At 38.1% G+C, this 17,133-nt stretch carries 15 protein-coding genes; 7 read left to right on the forward strand and 8 right to left on the reverse strand.

Annotation, left to right across the window (positions count from 1 at the left end):
* The first annotated feature begins 97 nt into the window (after window positions 1–97).
* Entirely contained in the window at window positions 98–1,177 is a 1,080-nt protein-coding gene (locus B0169_RS03470; protein ID WP_077284581.1) for a hypothetical protein, read from the forward strand.
* Between the two features lie 232 nt (window positions 1,178–1,409).
* On the opposite strand, the gene B0169_RS03475 is transcribed toward B0169_RS03470, so the two are convergent.
* A complete protein-coding gene (locus B0169_RS03475; protein WP_077284582.1) occupies window positions 1,410–2,183 on the reverse strand; it encodes a sulfite exporter TauE/SafE family protein in 774 nt (257 codons plus the stop codon).
* 7 nt (window positions 2,184–2,190) lie between these two features.
* The gene (locus tag B0169_RS03480) at window positions 2,191–3,474 is read right to left on the reverse strand and encodes a lytic murein transglycosylase (RefSeq protein ID WP_077284583.1); all 1,284 of its coding nucleotides are present in this window, start codon (window positions 3,472–3,474) and stop codon (window positions 2,191–2,193) included.
* A 449-nt stretch (window positions 3,475–3,923) separates the two neighbouring features.
* On the opposite strand from B0169_RS03480, the gene B0169_RS03485 reads away from it, so the two are divergent.
* Window positions 3,924–5,459 (forward strand): DEAD/DEAH box helicase, encoded by a 1,536-nt coding sequence (locus B0169_RS03485; RefSeq protein ID WP_077284584.1) that lies wholly within the window; start codon window positions 3,924–3,926, stop codon window positions 5,457–5,459.
* Between the two features lie 58 nt (window positions 5,460–5,517).
* Here B0169_RS03485 and B0169_RS03490 read toward each other — a convergent pair whose 3' ends face one another.
* From B0169_RS03490 to B0169_RS03500, 3 genes are all read right to left on the reverse strand, one after another.
* Window positions 5,518–6,282, reverse strand: coding sequence for a DUF3307 domain-containing protein (locus B0169_RS03490; protein ID WP_077284585.1), 765 nt, complete (start codon window positions 6,280–6,282; stop codon window positions 5,518–5,520).
* A gap of 29 nt (window positions 6,283–6,311) precedes the next feature.
* Window positions 6,312–6,959 carry a hypothetical protein gene (locus B0169_RS03495; RefSeq protein WP_077284586.1) on the reverse strand — a complete coding sequence of 216 codons (648 nt, stop codon included), beginning with the start codon at window positions 6,957–6,959 and terminating at the stop codon, window positions 6,312–6,314.
* A gap of 136 nt (window positions 6,960–7,095) precedes the next feature.
* The gene (locus B0169_RS03500; protein WP_077284587.1) at window positions 7,096–8,187 is read right to left on the reverse strand and encodes an endonuclease/exonuclease/phosphatase family protein; all 1,092 of its coding nucleotides are present in this window, start codon (window positions 8,185–8,187) and stop codon (window positions 7,096–7,098) included.
* Window positions 8,188–8,374: 187 nt separating this feature from the next.
* Here B0169_RS03500 and B0169_RS03505 point away from each other — a divergent pair, with 187 nt between their 5' ends.
* The 4 genes from B0169_RS03505 to B0169_RS03520 all read left to right on the forward strand — a co-directional run bounded on the left by B0169_RS03505 (window position 8,375) and on the right by B0169_RS03520 (window position 11,919).
* Window positions 8,375–8,923, forward strand: a complete 549-nt coding sequence (locus tag B0169_RS03505; protein ID WP_077284588.1) for a TrmH family RNA methyltransferase — start codon at window positions 8,375–8,377, stop codon at window positions 8,921–8,923.
* Between the two features lie 284 nt (window positions 8,924–9,207).
* Window positions 9,208–9,630 carry a hypothetical protein gene (locus B0169_RS03510; protein WP_077284589.1) on the forward strand — a complete coding sequence of 141 codons (423 nt, stop codon included), beginning with the start codon at window positions 9,208–9,210 and terminating at the stop codon, window positions 9,628–9,630.
* A gap of 223 nt (window positions 9,631–9,853) precedes the next feature.
* Entirely contained in the window at window positions 9,854–10,777 is a 924-nt protein-coding gene (locus B0169_RS03515) for a glycosyltransferase family 2 protein (protein WP_077284590.1), read from the forward strand.
* Between the two features lie 362 nt (window positions 10,778–11,139).
* The gene (locus B0169_RS03520) at window positions 11,140–11,919 is read left to right on the forward strand and encodes a hypothetical protein (RefSeq protein ID WP_077284591.1); all 780 of its coding nucleotides are present in this window, start codon (window positions 11,140–11,142) and stop codon (window positions 11,917–11,919) included.
* Window positions 11,920–12,158: 239 nt separating this feature from the next.
* Here B0169_RS03520 and B0169_RS03525 read toward each other — a convergent pair whose 3' ends face one another.
* On the reverse strand, window positions 12,159–12,605 hold the full coding sequence (locus tag B0169_RS03525) for a zf-TFIIB domain-containing protein (protein ID WP_077284592.1): 447 nt from the start codon (window positions 12,603–12,605) through the stop codon (window positions 12,159–12,161).
* A gap of 254 nt (window positions 12,606–12,859) precedes the next feature.
* Complete coding sequence (gene hflX, locus B0169_RS03530) at window positions 12,860–14,227, reverse strand: GTPase HflX (protein WP_077284873.1); 1,368 nt, start codon at window positions 14,225–14,227, stop codon at window positions 12,860–12,862.
* 489 nt (window positions 14,228–14,716) lie between these two features.
* On the opposite strand from hflX, the gene B0169_RS03535 reads away from it, so the two are divergent.
* Window positions 14,717–15,586, forward strand: a complete 870-nt coding sequence (locus B0169_RS03535; protein WP_077284593.1) for an MYG1 family protein — start codon at window positions 14,717–14,719, stop codon at window positions 15,584–15,586.
* A gap of 133 nt (window positions 15,587–15,719) precedes the next feature.
* Here B0169_RS03535 and B0169_RS03540 read toward each other — a convergent pair whose 3' ends face one another.
* Window positions 15,720–17,045, reverse strand: coding sequence for an aspartate aminotransferase family protein (locus B0169_RS03540; RefSeq protein WP_077284594.1), 1,326 nt, complete (start codon window positions 17,043–17,045; stop codon window positions 15,720–15,722).
* Window positions 17,046–17,133: the final 88 nt, after the last annotated feature.

Below are 17,133 nucleotides of genomic sequence, written 5' to 3' on the forward strand. Positions count from 1 at the left end.
CTAAATGTTGATAGCTGAATCATGTGTGCTTGAAAATAAATTGATGTTAATGCAATAAATTAAATTATAAAACTGACATTAATGATGGAATAGTTAAATGAAAATTGACCAAGCACAACTCGATAAAGTTGAAGTTAAACTCAATAAGCAGAATGCATTTTTAGCTGCTATTGCTGCCGCATTCTGGGCGATACCTTTAATTCTTATGTGGTATTTTGTGCATGTATATTATCCAAGTTTCTCAGCTGTTATGTTATTGATTAATGGCTTGTTAGTTGGCTTTGTTGTACGTATTCATGGCAAAGGCTTAACGGGAGTTTTTTCATTAATTGCTATTTTAGTTCACACGAGCATAGTACTGGCAGCGTTTAGTTTAAATATTGTTTTGGCAGGTACAACTTGGGCGTTTTTATTGTTTGGGCTTTATATCGCCGGTGTTATAGGTGCTAAAAAAATCTCTCGTATCGAAGTGCCATTTGAAGAACATAGAGCTTTTTCATTTTTTACTTCAACAAAGCCTCACGAAAGTAATAAAAAACTCAAAAATAAGTGGTATATAGTTTTACCAACGTTATTGCTTACAATGGCATTATCCCTATATGCCAGCATATTAGGTTTGGCGTTTTTCAATGAATATCAGGTTTTGACCCAGCAAGAACAACAACGTCAGCAGCAACGGCAAAACCGTGAAAATAGAGAGATTGATATTATGCCTGCAGCGTTGGATTCTAAGTCAACTCAAGAGGTATTGCTTTACTCTTACGCTTATCACTCCGGACTATTGTTTAATAAATACGGTAGGCGCAGTGAAGTATTTCCTCAATCAGAATATAAAGCACTGGCATTATTAAGGTACTTGGTTGAGTACCGTAATAATGCCAGAGCGAAATTTATTTTAGGTTTTTTAACTGGAGAAACTAAAGGTAGTGAGATGCTTCAAGCCGCTGCCGATCAAAAAGATCCCTATGCTCGCATTTATTCCACAGTAAGTTTTGGTTGTTATTCAAATGAAGACTTAGCGGTCGAGCTGCTACAAAAACTGCGGAATACCGCAACAGAAGAATATATTCGAGAGGAAATTTCCTCTATTCTATACCTTGGTATTAAAGACGTTTGTCGTGATTTTGAGCAACCTGAATTTATGCTCAGTTATGTGATAAATTATAGTGAAAAGTAACAGGTTTTTACTCTTTAGCTACTATATGTTTAAGAATTTAAGAAACCTGCTTTCGTGATTATAGATGGACGAAGAGATTGATACAGTGCAATGTGTAGAATCATGCGAGTCAATTTTTATAAAGTTTGGTGGATAGTCCATTATCAATGTAACACTGATGCACGCAAAAATGGTCGCATTGACGGAGTTAGCTTAGCCCGGGCTCAGGTTAGGTACATTAGCGTCTGAGTAATTAAACGCTATAGCTATCAAAAAAGAAGTAAAATGTGGTGGCGAGGCTGGCAAATATTACAAAGCGTCTTACCTGCTTTTGAGGTAAGTTACGCGAAATATTTGCTGCTAGATAACCGCCGGCCAGTGTGCCACATAATACAATAGAGCCTTCATACCAAGCTATAACGCCATTATAAATAAACAATACGATAGCAATAAGTGACACGGTTGTTGATATTAGTAATTTTAAACCATTCATGGTGTTGATATTGGTGTGGCCTGCTAAGGCTAAATAGCTCAACACTATAATGCCTAATCCGGCATTGAAAAAACCGCCATAGGCCGATACGGCTAACAGTAAAACCATTAATAAAACGCCGCCAATCACAGAGGCATGTTGATGACTTTTAGCCATAGCTTTTAGTTTACTATTAATTTGTGCGCCGAATATAAATAACACGGTAGCAAACAGTAATAGCCAAGGAATAGCTTCCCTGAAGAGTTCTTCCGGGGTTTTGAGTAATAACCAGGCGCCGCAGATGCCACCGAGTAAACTGATGATAACGATCCGCAATAACTCGCTTTTATGCTCTGCAAGCTCTTTTCGAAAAGCATAAGTACCACTGATATAACCTGCGCAAGAAGCGAAGGTGTTAGTGGCACTAGCCATGATGTGAGGAATACCAACAAAGATAAGTGCCGGAAAGGTTATAAAGCTACCACCACCGGCAATTGAGTTAATTACACCGCCAAAAAAACCAGCGAAAAATAGAAATGCGACTTCAAAAAGCATGGCGTTGTTACGTCTCTTGGTTGTTATCAGTGACTTGAGTTTTATTTACCTTAATTACTGAGTTAACCGCTAAAAACAACGCTTGGTTTGGGTATCCATCGGCAATTAATTGGTGTTGTAATTGAAATAAACGGATAGCTTTTCGACTTTTTGGCCCCCAAATGCCATCAGGCTCGCCAGTGTCAAAACCTAAAGTATTAAGTTGGGTCTGTAGGTTTTTCATCTCGGCAACACTGTATGGTTTCGCTTGGCTTTCTGCTTTTGCAATAAACTCAATGCCTTTAGCGCCAACGAGTTTATTAGCTAATATGCCAACCGACAAGGCATAACTTTTTGATAAATTCCATTTCATAATGACATTGAAATTTGGGTAGAGTAAAAATGCCGGTCCTTGATAGCCAGAAGGAAGGTAAAGCTCAGCTTGAATGTCGTAATCAGGTAATGCTTGACTGTTTGTTTGCTGTACGCCTAGTTTTTTAAAATATTCGAGTGAATAATATTGATCAAAAGCGACTTGTTCAAAGGCAAAATTATCAGGTAGTTTGACTTCTCGCCCCCAACGTTCTTTACTTTGCCAACCAATATTATTCAAATAATGGGCGGCAGTGGTTAATGCATCGACTTCACTTTGCCAAATATCAACTTTACCGTCGTTGTCGCCGTCAACCGCATATTTTAAAAAAGCGCTTGGCATAAATTGCATGTGTCCCATTGCTCCCGCCCAAGAGCCTTGTAGTTGTTCGACAGATACTTGTTCGTTTTCAATTAAGGTAAATAAATTTAATAACTCGACAGTGAAAAATTCACTACGGCGTTGATCACAAGCCAGGGTTGCAAGTGCATTTAACACTGACATTTTACCTTTATGTTTACCAAAAACCGTTTCTAAGCCCCAAAAAGACACTAAGTATTGACGTGGAATACCGTACTGTTCTTCTAAACGGTCGAATAGCGCTTGATGACTTTTTAGCTTTTCTTTTCCTACACGAACATGATATTCAGTTACTCTTGCTTTAATATATTGTTCAAAGGTTTGAGTGAATTCAGGTTGTTTTTTATCTAATGCGATCACCCGTTTAAGTGGTGTAATATTACCGATAACCGTTTGGGTAATATAACTGGAAAATCCTGCATTATCAGCACGTTCAGCTAAGTTTGCTTTACATTGAATAAAGTTTTCATCAGCAATGCTGGCATGTGAAAACATTGGGATAAACGCAGCGATAGCGATAACTTTTCGAATAAGGGGAGCGTTAATTATTTTTTCAAGTGGATGCTTCGATGAGTTCATGAATAAAGTTCCTTGAGGACTAAAACTAAAACTAAAACTAAAAAGAAAATGTCAACGATTCAATATCATGGTGAAATTTTGCTGCGCTAGCAACCCTTAATCATGACAGAATGAAAAATAGCAGTAAATATTTTTCACCCAAGCGAGCGTTTTTAATGCTTTATTTACAAAAGTTACATTGTTTCTACAGCATGTCAGTGCAGAATCCTGCATCTTGTCGTTGATTGAGGGTATAATACTTTTTCGCCCTTAATAAGGGCTGTAACTTTTAGCGACCTACAGTTCGTTATGAGTTAATAAAGCGGTGTAATGTGATGATAAAATATAACCGCACATAATATTTTTTTGTCAAAGCGTATGCGAAAGCAAGCCAAGGCAATAATTAAGCTAATTAAATGAGTTAAAAACATTATTCAAATCAAGCAAGGAAAAAAACTGAGTAGTATGGCATGCGGATATTAGAAAAAGATTATCAGATTAACAGTGTTCGTAAAGCTATAGAAGCAGGTGTTAACTCTATTATCGCGTTGCCGACAGGTGGCGGTAAAAGTATTTGTATACTCAAACTATGCCAAGCTATGCCCGATAAAAAAATTGTCGTGAGTTTGCGCAATGCTGCTTTAGTACCTCAATTGTTACACACGCTTACGGTGAATGGCTTGTCAGTAAGTGTGGTTAAGTCAGGTTATAAGTATGTTGCCGGCGGTGATGTTACTTTAGTGATGGAGCAGTCTTTTAACCGTAGAAGACACCTCAATATTGTCTGCGATGTACTACTGCGTGATGAATACCATGTCGGTTGTATGGGGGGCGTATATATTAATATGCGTGAAGAGTTATCGCCTGATTTAATTATCGGGCTGACTGCCACGCCAATTGATAGATTAGGCGTTTATATTGACCCGTCTATGCAGTTAATTGAAGAAACAACGACTCGTCAGTTAATTGAAGCCGGGGAGCTCGCTAAACCGGTTTATAAAGTACCAAGTTTATCGCAAGAAATAGATTATAGCGCCGTGAAAATGTATCGTGGTGACTTTAGTGTTTCTGGCTTAGACCTAATATTGCTAGAACATTGCTCTCTTGTTGCTCAGCAAACACTCAATGATGCACTTTCTCAAGGTCGTAAAGTGATGTTGTTCGCTAACTCGATCAACCATGTTGAAGCGCTTTCTGACGCTTTTGACGCGCTTGGTGTTAAACATGAACGGGTTCATTCAAAACGTTCTATTAGTGATAATGATGAAAGCATCCGTCGATATAAATCAAATGAGGTACGTTTGATCATTAATATGTCGATGTTGACCATAGGTTTTGACGACCCAACAACTGACTGCGTGGTATTAGCTCGACCCACAAAAATATTAAGATTATATCTACAAATTATTGGCCGATGCTTACGTGCATCCAAAGGTAAAACTGACGCTTTAATACTTGATTTAGCACAATGTATTTCGACTCATGGCTTTGCCGAAGATCATCGCGACTTTACGCGTAAAACGGCTAAATCTGCCGCTATTATGTCTGAACGTTTAAGTGTTACTAATATTGGTCAGTTTGTTGATGGCGAATTTACTTTTGATGATTCAATAGAGCGTAAGGTTATTAAAAGAAAACCTGCACGTAAGCGCATTAAATCTCGCCCTAAATTAGCGGTCAGTAAAGCGCTTCTTGATAAAGCCCCGAGTAAAAGGGCGGAAGCTTTACTTAGGCTTAATCCTAAAATGGAAAAGCTAGTGAGTACCATTGAATTGGTTAACAGCGTTTATGATCAACAAAATGAAAGTTATAAAATGCTTGATGAAGAAGGCATGGTTAAGCTAGTTGCCTTGATAGGCTTTGCTTACAGTGATGCATTAGTTGATAGTTGCACTAACTTAGTTGAGGCTTTACACGATAAAAATCAATCAATTAAAGGTTTGTTACCTAAAATTAGCACTTTGATCACTACCCTGACGAAACAAGACTTACTTAGTAAGGTTTAACCTAAGGGTGTTAAGGCTGATAAGCCATTGAGCTTACTTGGTTAATCACGGTAGCAGATTATAAAACCTTATAAATTTGCAATACATTCCAACCAATGAATAAAGCAATGGCGTAACTTAAGAGTGTACCTAACATCATATACTCGGTTAACTTCATGTCTTTATTCTTGGTTAAATCACCAAATCTAAAGATAGTTTTAGTTGCCACGAGAAAACCGATACCGGCAAACTGTCCCATAAAGATAAATGATATAGCTAAACAACGTTCAATATAACCAATCCAAGCACCCGCAGACACTAAGCCAATGTTTTCGTTCTCCTCTAGGGTGGTGTTTTCGCTAAGCTCCTTGGCATGCTGAGTTAGGCTGTCGGTGTGTTTCTTCAACGCCAATGAAATAATGACCGAGGCAGGCTTGCATACCAGTAAATATGAAATAGCAATTAGCAGGTTTTTGGTACTTAAAAAACTACTAATAAAGTTAATGACTTGTTCGATGGTAAAGTTAGTAAGATATGCCCAAATAATGCTAATCAGCACTAAATGTAGACTTTGTACGATCAAAAAAATACTAAGGTTACTGCGTCGGTGAGATATCCAACGATTAGTTAGAACATGCGCTAAGGATATCAGTACAATAGCAACAACTGCCGGCAAAAATGCTATATCAGAAATAAAAAACACGATTATATTAACTAGGCTATGTGCGGCAACTTGTCGCCAAAGCACTAATGACTTTATAGGGAGGTTAGTGCAGTAACTAGCAGAACGGAGATAAAAATCACCAATAAAATGCGCAGTTAATAACAGCAGTAGCAGTTCCATTATTTTTGCCTCTGAGTATTTAGTTCTTGCTAAGTAGTTAAGTTATTTGTTTGAAATAACATTACTTTTTTGTTTATTGCTTTTACGTAATCTCTTACAAGAAAAGCGCCAATATTGCTTAATCGATTACTGATATTCTGCCGTGTTGTTCCCGTAATTTCAGCAATTTTTTTATGTTCAGCAAAGTCGCTTGCGATATATTGATATAATAATTCAGCTTGGGTTTTCGTTAGCCGATTCAACAAGTGACTTAAAAACTGTGTTAACAGTTGAAGTTCATGGTTGCTATCGTTTTGCGTAAACCATAGTGATAATTCGCCTCGTTGAGATTGCTCTAAGCCTCTTCCTGAGGCGATAAATACCGGTCCTGAGGAAGTGTTTGGTTTGTTATCATAAATATTATGGCGACCGTAAGCTAACGATAATGTGCACTGTATAGGTTTTGCTGAAAAATTGGCTAAGTGCAGAGCAAGCTTAATGAGCAATGTGCTTTTTAAGGCGTGAATAGGATCTGGATACTGGATCTGAAATTCGTCGCCACGATATATTTCACCAACCGCATGGTATTTTGTATTTGCTGTTTTAAAATGACTTTTAATACTCTCAATAGCATGAGTATACGTTTCATCAGTCATTTTTGTTGAGCTGACAAGATCCCCTGTTAATACCGCAATCATAGTAATTAAGCCAATTTAGTAACTATATCTGTAGGCAACTATATTTAATTGCATTGATAAAGGCAACTATATTTAATTGCATTGGTTTGAGCGATGACATTTAATTGCTTTTATTCGCTTGAGTAAAAGCCATTTATTATGATCTCAACGTTAGGCTAACTAACACTATGCCATGATCGGTACTTTCACCATCACGATCAAAAATAGGGTTAATTAAATGACGGTCATAAGTGTGGTAGTCAGTGACTTGATAAATACTATCGTGGTTACTGGCGTCAAATTCAGATGACAGCAAAATGTAATCGAGCACTGAACTGCTCGCGCCAAAATAATGTGTTGGTGTGCGTGCTGATGTTTTTGCTTGCACTGTTCCTTGATTGGCTCGCTGGCTAATTTCTTTGCTTGCTGCATTTTGCACAGCGTTGATATTATGTTGTGCTACTTGAAACAAATCCCAAGCATCGTTTAAACAATATTTAGCGAGATAGGTATCGCGATCAATAGCAGAAACAAAGCGCAGAGTACTGGTTAGTAAATGACTGAGTACACCATCAGTTAAGGTGTTGTTAAAGTCGCCCATTAATATCATCGGGTTATTGCTGGCTTCGCGTCGCTCTATCATTTCTATCATTAATAATGTTGCCTCACTACCACGCTGTATGGTTGACCCCCATCCACCGGCTACTTGTGCTTTTAAGCTCTCAATAATAGTTTTTTCAGCGGTACAGGTTTTATCGAGTTCATCAGCTTCAATCATTGAACGTTTAGATTTAAAGTGCACCACATAACAGTCACAAGGGCCAATATGGGGAATATCTACAGTAGCTCTTAGCACTTTACGGCTGTATGAAAAGCCGCTAGCAAGTCCTAAGCTTTGTGCCAATTCAGTGTTGGGCTGTACTGCCTCTAGTGCAATAATCGGGTAACGAGAGGCAATAGCAACAACCGGACTACGATAAATAAAGTCATCAATAACCTGGGCTTGATCAACTACCGCAAAATGCTCATAACCTTGTGTAGCAACTAATACTTTTAAGGACTCAGGGCTGAAAACTTCTTGAAAGCCAATAATGTCAGGCTGAAATTCTTGTAAGTAGTCAGCGATCCAGTTTTGCTTTTTTTGCCATTGTTCAGCGCTATAAATACGTTCGAAATCATAAAAAGCGTTTGGCGGTTCAAGGTAATTAAATAAGTTGAAAGTGGCAATTTTAAGTTGTGTATTTGTCATTGATACGGATAATGCTGCAGGCGGGAGTTGCTGATTAACTTTTTTGCTATTTTGGTGGTCGATAATATTAACTCTTAAAAATGATGTCGATTAATTATACCTCAATGTTATTAGCAATAAAGATAAAAAAACAAACGATTTTCAGCACAATATAACACTTACATCGGTCGTAAAAAGAGTAAACAGCATGCATTCAGCAATACAACTTAGTAAAGAAGAGCTTAGAACCACCAAGCCTACTCGAGATGAGTACTTAAATAAGCCCAAAGTCCCACTGGTATTGGTATTAGACAATGTTACCAATAGCTACAATATTGGCTCGTTTATTCGTTTGGCTGATGCTTTTGCCATCGAGAAAATAATTGTCTGTGGTGCGCTGACTATTTCAGATAAAAAATTACGTAAAGCTTCAAGAAATGAAGCGAAGTGGGTTTGTGTTGAATATAGCGATAGTACCACTTCAAGCATACAAGGCTTAATTGATAAAGGTTATGCTATATACGGCGTTGAACTTTGTCATCAATCAGTTGATTACAAAGAGGTAAACTATCCATCACCTTGTGCGCTAGTCTTAGGCAATGAGCGTAAAGGTGTTAGTGAAGCGGCACTAAAGTTAACCGATCAACAAATACATATTTCCATGTACGGTATGGGAAATTCGTTAAATGTTTCAACCGCTGGTGCTATCGTATTGGCTGAATGTACTAGCCAAATGCGTAAAAGCATCCAAGGTTAAATGGCATAGCTTTTAATGATGATTTGCTTAATCGAGTAAAGTTAGGTGTAATGGCAACAGTATAAAACATGATATTTGCTAGGATGATGCGAAGAATTATCTGATGCATTAGCATTACAGCGCGTTAGCGTAAAAATAAATCATCAAATATGAAAAATATTAATGCTGACACGAATAGATATATCAGCGCTGAGAGATTGCCGCTCAGCGCTACATCTAAATATGCCAAATAAATAATATGTGCATAAATAGGACTTAGTTATATTTTTAACGGAGACCAGCTCATGGATAGAGTAAAAATTACTGTGCTAGCTACTTTACTCGGTGTTTTATATGCGTACTTATCGGTATACATCATCAGTATTGGTGCTGCTATTGCCGTACCTGCTAATATTTTGGCTCCGATAGCTAAAGTATCGCCAATTTTTGCCTTTGCCTTAGTCGACATTATTACAACGGCTTTACCGTTAATAATGGTTTATTTTCTTTTTGCTTTTATAGTCAAATATTTCAACTCCAATAAACATTACTTACCATTTCTAGTGCTATTGGCGCCTTTTTGTCTTCAGCATATTTTATTTTTTGTCGACATGGGACAGCCACAAAGTTGGTTATATACCCTAGGGACAACACTGCCAAGGTACATTGCGATTATGTTTTTTGCAGTATATGTTGCTAAAAAGGCAACGAATCAAACTAATACTTGATAATAAAAGCGTAAGCTTGGCTTTTAAATTACTACAGCATGATATATGCCTATGACAGTTAAAAATACAGTTTGAAGTATCATGAGTATCGGATTTAAAAAGTGGCTAAATTAATATAATAAAAGCGCTTTGTGAGTGAGTTATAACCATTATTAAAATGGCATTACAGTCATAAAAAAACGTTTTATTGGGCTGGTTGAGCATTAATTATTAAGGATGTTGCATGAAGGCATTAGTTTCTGTTGTTATACCTGTTTTTAATGGAACAGCGTACTTAGAGGCGACCGTTAACAGCATTTTAGCGCAAGATTACCATCACATCGAAATATTGCTGATTAACGACGGCAGTAAGGATAACTCCGCACAGCTGATAAATACCTTAGCTGAAAAATACAGTGTTATTAAAGGGTTTCATAAGAAGAACTCTGGTGTTGCTTCGGCAAGAAACTTTGGTATAGAGGTGGCTAGTGGCGAGTTTATTGCTTTTTGTGATCAAGACGATCATTGGCTGCCTAATAAGCTAATAAAGCAGATCCCCCTGTTTCGAAACCCTAATGTAGGCCTGGTATATTGCGGTGCTATTGCTGAGTACTCACACCTCAACAAACAAGATAAACCGGACTTTGATGGTAAATATCGAGGAGAGGTATTCGATAGGCTAGTTCACGTTAATATGTTTTCATGCTGTACAGTTATTGCGCGCAAGAGTTTATTGCGAGAAACCCAAGCATTTGATGAAGAAAGAAACTTAATGGGAGCAGATGACTGGTTAGCATGGCTAAAGCTTGCTTTAGTTTGCGAGTTTGACTTTATTCCCGAGCATCTGGCTGTTCACGTTTTTCATGGCGAAAATTTTTCATTAAATGAAGAAAAAATGCACTTAGCTGAATTGGTTTGTTTAGATAAAATTGCGCCAATGGCCGCGAAATACCATAAATCGGTTAATTGGGATGAAATAAAGCAGAATCTACATGTTAGATATGCCAATGGCTATATCTATAGTGGTATGTTTAATTTAGCTGGTAACACACTTTTAACTGCATCAAAATTGAAAAATAACCGCCAATTATCGCTAAAAGGCAAGCTACTTAAAATCGTTCCAAACTTTATATGGCAGTTCATGCAAAAAACTAAACGGGTTATTTAGTATGTATTTCGCACACAAACACATCAGTGTAAAAGCAGCTTTGTGTGCGAAAGAAAATCGGGTAAAGCTAGAATATTGAATATGATAACGTATGCAATATCTAGATAACGCGTCAGTGGTTCAAGATAAATCAAGCCCTTAAAAGTAAGCTTTGGCTGAAAAAACACAACACTTTTACCTTTTAAGTTATCGTTCTAAGGTGGAAAAGTCTTGTTTAACTGGGCGAGGAATAGTTAATTACATAAGGCTCTTAAAAACAGCTGGTATTGTTGGGCGTAATATAAGAAAGTAATTGTGACTATATAGTCATCAGTATTTGTGTGTTATTAGCGCTAAAGCATATCAAGGTTAAGGAAAACCAAATGAAAAACGTTGCTGTATTATCATGTTGGTTTGGTTATAAATGTAATAAACCACGCAGAATAAACTCATTCGCGACCTTGAAACAATGGTGTTACGCGACGATAAAAAACCTCCTCCCCTTTAGTATTTTTGACGCTTTAGGCTTAGTGTCTATTATACCCCATGCACCAGATGGCATTGAAAACAGTTACTTTTATTCGAACAATAAAAGGCTAAAAAAAGAAGTGTTACTTAAAGGTTGGCACTTTTGTTTTATTGAAAGCGATCTTGATAACGGTGAGAGTATAACTTCCTCATTATTGGCTAAAAAAGTTAAGTTTTTGCAAATTGACGACACTCATTTTAAGCATGCCGAACACATTGTATACATGGACAGTCGACGAATTTCTGATGACATCGCAGATATCATTAAGCTTAATAGAAAGGGCATCTTACTCAGGTATGAAGCAAGGTTTAAGCCCACTATATGGCACGAGGTTGAAGACGCGAAAGGGCAAGAAAGATATGTCAGGCATATGGATAAAACCATCGATTTTATTAAAACTAAGCTCAAAAATGGTTATTGTGCTAACAACCGGGTGATGAATACCGGCATCATTGCTTATGCAATGCCGAGCAAAAGTAAGCAAATAAAATCGCTTTGTGATGAAGTTTACAATGCTTGTATAACGTTAAAGCAGCCAGAGTGCCAAATTTTTTGGTGTTTGTTATCTCAGCCTTATCAAGATATTCTACATGCGGTTGAAGCTACTGAAATAAAAACTCGTTCAGGGCTTTAATCACGCACAAGACTTTACTTACAAGACTAATGTACTATTCCAACGCAGAATCACTCTACAAGTTTAAAAAGCTTACTGAGAAGTCAGTAATTATAGGCATTTTTTTGTTACTGCCTTTATAGCGAAGCTCTTTAAAGCTGTTGTATTTTTTATAATGTATTCTCTATATTACTTTTACTAGCTGCAGGGCATAAAACAGTGAAAAACAATTTGAATGCTGGCTTTCTATTGTTATGTTTTTATTTTAACAAGGCAGCTAATAAATCAAAGACACCTATTGTTGCACTTGGAATATCAGCAACAACTAAATTCTCTCTTTTAGTTTGATAGTTTTCAAGCATCTTCTTTAGAGCTTTGGGCTCGAACCATACACCTAAACAAGAAGGGCAGTAGCTAATGCCATTAAAGTCAGTGATAGCACTTAAAACACCGCAATTGACTGGGCATCTAGAATTGCTAGTTGCATGAACTGAGTTTGATAAGGTATTGAAGAACTTTTGTGGTTCAAACTCTTTTGTATATTGAATTGAGTCAATATAGCTTTTAGGTAACCACGAACCTTTACATGATTTACAACCATAACCGGTATGAGCTTCGGCTTGATCAGCATGTAAAGTACTGCCATCAACAGGACATTTCAATATCAACTCTTTGATACATAACAACTCATTATAGATATTTCTCATTAATAAGTTATTTTGATTACTTACGCGTTAATATTCCATAATTTACATAAGTTATAAAGATTAATTTCATCAATACCGTTCGTATTTGGATATTCCCGATTCATCTTAAACTGTTTGCTTAGTTGCTTGGACGAAACTTCACATATTGCTGTCTACATCAGTGAGGATGAAAAAGCGCAGCAGGTTTCGAAAGACAAAAAGCGCATCTTGTCGCACTCAATTACCTCACTTTAGCATGTGGTGTGCTTTGGTTTTTATAAATGTTTCATACGTTTTTTTAATCTTTGCAAATCAATCGCGTTTGAACGTACCGTAAGCTTTATGTGCTCATATTCATAGTCTTCTTTGGTTACACTCATGCTAGCTCTAATTTCACCTATAATGCCTTTCGCGGTATAAGGCACGATGATCTCATCTTCAACCATCTCTTCTTGTGCAACGTCAACGATATATTGATGTAACTTTTTGATATCAGCAGGGTGGCGAGTTGAGGTCAACATGGCATCGGGAAACTCTACCATTAAGGCTTGTTGTTGCTCAGGTGTTAGCTGATCTGATTTATTCAACACTAATAACTTTTTACTATCTTCAACACCAACTTCTGCTAACACTTCATGAACAACATCAAGTTGTGTTCGAAAAGAAGGATCAGCGGCATCAACAACATATAACAGCAGTGAAGCGTCATGGGCTTCTGCTAAGGTTGAATGAAATGAAGCAACAAGGTCATGTGGTAATTTTTTAATAAAACCTACGGTATCAGACACTAATATTCTCGGCTGGGTCGCTGGGTATAAAGCGCGTACTGTGGTATCAAGGGTGGCAAACAATTTGTTTTCACCTTCAACATCGCTGCCAGTAATTGCTCGCATCATTGATGATTTTCCGGCATTGGTATAGCCAACTAAAGCAACACAAAATAGTTCAGCTCGTTGTGTTCTGCGCCCTTTCATTTCGTTTTGAACGCTAACCAACTCGCGTTTTAATTCAGCTAATTGGTCACGCACTTTACGACGATCTAGCTCTAGTGTTGTTTCGCCTGCACCTTTGCCCATTTGGCGCTCTTTGTTGCCACTGGTTGATTCGCGTAGTCGTGGCGCAACATAATTGAGTCGTGCTATTTCAACTTGTAATCGTGCTGTGCGAGTGCGGGCATGACGACTAAAAATTTCGATGATAATACCTGTGCGATCAAATACTTCTACACCTAACTGATTTTCAACATTACGTAATTGAGACGGGCTAAGGTCACAGTCAAATACCACGACATCAGCACAGGCAAAAGGCAAGTTTTCTGAAGGAATGTCAGCAAGCGGTTTTTCATTTGTTAAGGTCTTATCCGTAGCATGAGCTTCGTTGATTTCTTCAAAGTCATCTTCTTCAACAGAGCCTTTGTTACCAGTAAGGTGTGCTATTTCAGCCAGTTTACCTAAACCTAAGACATTGAGCTTTTTGGTTGAACTGAGTTTTTGTGATTGGCTGCCAACTACTTTGAAACCTAAGGTGGTAACTAGGCGTGCTAGCTCTGCTAAAGACTCAGTGGCTTCGTCCCCTTTAAATTCAGGTGTGGCAATAGAAATAAGTAAGGCATGATTAAGGGCTGCTTTTGCGGTTAGTTGCATAATGGTTTGATATTGAGCACCTAAGTGCATACCTAATTTTAACAAAGTAGCTTGATCCTACGCTGTTATCGACCAGCATAATAGGTTTAGTGTTGTAGATTTGTATTTATTGCCTACTTAACCTGAACTCTGGATAAGCAGCACTAGCTCAATCCTCCTTTTTAAGCCATTATCTGCGTTAAAACGTCGATAAATAGTTCGCTAATCATCAAGTTTTGCCTTGAAAATGGCATAAAATGAAGCATTGATGGTGTCTATTAATGATGTTGGCCTTGCTATAGCATTTACTTTACCACCTAAGCTTTTGATTCACTTGAATATCAAGCACTCATTATCCAGAGTTCAGGTTACTTACTGTTGTTATTGTTGGTATTCGTATAGAATTCGGCCTTAATTTTTCTTATTTAGTACCTTATTAAATTGGAAAATCATCCTATGACAGCTTCATCCTTCTGTCTCATCTGATATAAGCTAATAAAAAGTATATAAATGACTGATAAAACAATAGTAACGCACGACGGTAATTTTCATGCAGACGATGTATTTAGTATCGCTGCCCTTAAAAGTGTTTTTCCTGGTTTTAACTTGATACGCACACGCGATCTCGATGTGATTGCTAAGGCTGACATTGTGATTGATGTTGGTGGGGAATATAACGCAGATGCTGGTCGTTTTGATCATCACCAACGTGGTGGGGCGGGCGCACGCGAAAATGGCGTTCCTTATTCGTCATTTGGTTTAGTTTGGCAAAAATATGGCTTAGCACTATGCCAAAATAATCAAGAAGTCGCTAATGCGGTCGATGAAGGCTTAGTGTCTACTATTGATGCTATTGATTGCGGTCATGTTGAAGGCGTTGCTCAAGGTATTAGTTTGAGCCAAACCATTTCAATGTTTAACCCAACATGGCAAGAAAATGGTGACTTTGATGGTTGTTTTAATGAAGCGGTTGATTTTGCTGCACGTATTTTAGCGCGTTTTATTGCTGCTGCAGACGGCGGCATTAGCGCGAAAACGATTGTTGCTCAGGCCATTGAACATGCTGAAGACCCGCGAGTTATTGTATTAGAAAAGTACACACCATGGAAAAGAACGGTGCATGCTTTGTCGGCAGAAGCACTATACATGATCTATCCATCTCAAACGGGGCAGTGGCGCATTCAAACTGTGCCTGTTGAACCAGGTTCATTTGAAGACCGCAAACCCTTACCGCAAGCATGGGCAGGTTTATCTGGTAAAGCACTGCAAGACGTTACCGGTATCGATGATGCTATGTTTTGTCATAATGGTTTATTTATTGCGGGCGCAGAGTCGTTTGCTAACACCATGAAAATGGCCGCTATTGCATTAGCAGAATAAGCATCTCATTAGCTATGAGAAGATGCGGAGCTGTAGATATGTTGTTATCTTAGCGTAAGTAAGATTTGAATAAAAAAGCACGAATATAGCTATATTCGTGCTTTTTTATTGATTTATGATGCCTATTTTACGTTTACTTTACTTCAAGCGCTTCTGCCATTGCTTCTTCAGCCACTTGCTCTAACCAAGTAAAGTCGATGGTTTTATGCGCTTCACAAATAAACCATGGTTCACGCGAATCAGGTTCTAACATGAGCCCTTTATCGATTAAATTCAGGGCAAATTGGGTGTATAAATCACTATTAGTTTTTTTCCAGTCACGATAGTTTTGCGGTACGCTAGCGCCAAAATGCACGCCAAACATAGCATTAGGGCCAGCAAAACAATGCTCAATATCAAACTTGCTAAATACACGAGATAACAAACCTTGAATTTCTGCGCCAACACGGTCAATGGTGGCAAGCGCATCAGTTTCTTTTAATATTGTTAAGGTCGCCTTTGCTGCACTTAGCGCCACCATATTTGCGGTGTATGTACCGCCATGGGTTACACCATTTTTATCAAAAGATATCGCACTCATGACATCCGCTCGGCCACCAAATGCTGCAACAGGGTAACCATTACCCATGGCTTTGGCATATGTGGTTAAGTCAGCATGTATGTTATACAAAGCCTGTACGCCACCTTTAGCGACACGGAAACCTGTTTTTACTTCGTCCATGATCAATAATGAACCATTGCTGTCAGATAAGTCACGGAGCTTTTGCATGTAAGCTTGTGTTGAAGCAATTGAGCCACAGTTACCCATAATAGGCTCGATCAAAATTGCTGCAATGTCATTACCATATTCTGCAAAAACAGCGTCGATAGCAGCAAAATCATTTAAAGGCACGCTGACTTGATGCTCGCGAGTGCTTTGCGGAATACCGGCACCAAATGGGATAATTTCAGGCGAGCTTTTATCGTCTACTTGCCAATTATCAACGTCAGACTTCCACATAACCTCATCATGTAAGCCATGAAAACCACCTTCAACCACAACAATTTTATTACGTTTGGTAAAACCGCGTGCCGTTCTTACCGCACCAATAACCGCTTCAGTACCTGAATTAGCAAAACGCATTTTTTCAATGTTAGGACAAAGCGATTTAACCAATTCGACAACGTCAGAATCCAGACCGGTTGAAAACCCTGAAATACTGCCGATGTTAGTGATGGCATTAATCACTTCATTATCAACACGTTCATCGCGGTAGCCTAAAATGATAGGGCCGTAAGCTAAACGAAAATCTACGAATGTTTGCTCGTCGCAATCAGTAATTGTGCAGCCTTTCATGCTACTCAAAAATACTGTGTTGTCTTCTCCCCAATAGCGGTAGCTATCAGCAACGCCTAAAGGCATGTTTTGGTGTGCTCGTTTGAGCATAGCGGCACTATTAGGTTTGTGTGTTTTGGTCATAAGGTGGTCCAATCTAGCGGTTTATTTTTCACAAAAAAATGATGATTTTTAATGACGAGGATAATACAGGTAACGCAGTAAATCAGGA

The sequence above is a fragment of the Cognaticolwellia aestuarii genome (genome assembly GCF_002000025.1).
Lineage (GTDB): Bacteria > Pseudomonadota > Gammaproteobacteria > Enterobacterales > Alteromonadaceae > Cognaticolwellia > Cognaticolwellia aestuarii.

Bases quoted from the DNA above. Each gene is read 5' to 3' on its own strand.
- B0169_RS03470 (WP_077284581.1), top strand. From the start codon at position 98: ATGAAAATTGACCAAGCACAACTCGATAAAGTTGAAGTTAAACTCAAT.
- B0169_RS03475 (WP_077284582.1), bottom strand. From the start codon at position 2,183: ATGCTTTTTGAAGTCGCATTTCTATTTTTCGCTGGTTTTTTTGGCGGT.
- B0169_RS03480 (WP_077284583.1), bottom strand. From the start codon at position 3,474: ATGAACTCATCGAAGCATCCACTTGAAAAAATAATTAACGCTCCCCTT.
- B0169_RS03485 (WP_077284584.1), top strand. From the start codon at position 3,924: ATGCGGATATTAGAAAAAGATTATCAGATTAACAGTGTTCGTAAAGCT.
- B0169_RS03490 (WP_077284585.1), bottom strand. From the start codon at position 6,282: ATGGAACTGCTACTGCTGTTATTAACTGCGCATTTTATTGGTGATTTT.
- B0169_RS03495 (WP_077284586.1), bottom strand. From the start codon at position 6,959: ATGATTGCGGTATTAACAGGGGATCTTGTCAGCTCAACAAAAATGACT.
- B0169_RS03500 (WP_077284587.1), bottom strand. From the start codon at position 8,187: ATGACAAATACACAACTTAAAATTGCCACTTTCAACTTATTTAATTAC.
- B0169_RS03505 (WP_077284588.1), top strand. From the start codon at position 8,375: ATGCATTCAGCAATACAACTTAGTAAAGAAGAGCTTAGAACCACCAAG.
- B0169_RS03510 (WP_077284589.1), top strand. From the start codon at position 9,208: ATGGATAGAGTAAAAATTACTGTGCTAGCTACTTTACTCGGTGTTTTA.
- B0169_RS03515 (WP_077284590.1), top strand. From the start codon at position 9,854: ATGAAGGCATTAGTTTCTGTTGTTATACCTGTTTTTAATGGAACAGCG.
- B0169_RS03520 (WP_077284591.1), top strand. From the start codon at position 11,140: ATGAAAAACGTTGCTGTATTATCATGTTGGTTTGGTTATAAATGTAAT.
- B0169_RS03525 (WP_077284592.1), bottom strand. From the start codon at position 12,605: ATGAGAAATATCTATAATGAGTTGTTATGTATCAAAGAGTTGATATTG.
- hflX (WP_077284873.1), bottom strand. From the start codon at position 14,227: ATGCAACTAACCGCAAAAGCAGCCCTTAATCATGCCTTACTTATTTCT.
- B0169_RS03535 (WP_077284593.1), top strand. From the start codon at position 14,717: ATGACTGATAAAACAATAGTAACGCACGACGGTAATTTTCATGCAGAC.
- B0169_RS03540 (WP_077284594.1), bottom strand. From the start codon at position 17,045: ATGACCAAAACACACAAACCTAATAGTGCCGCTATGCTCAAACGAGCA.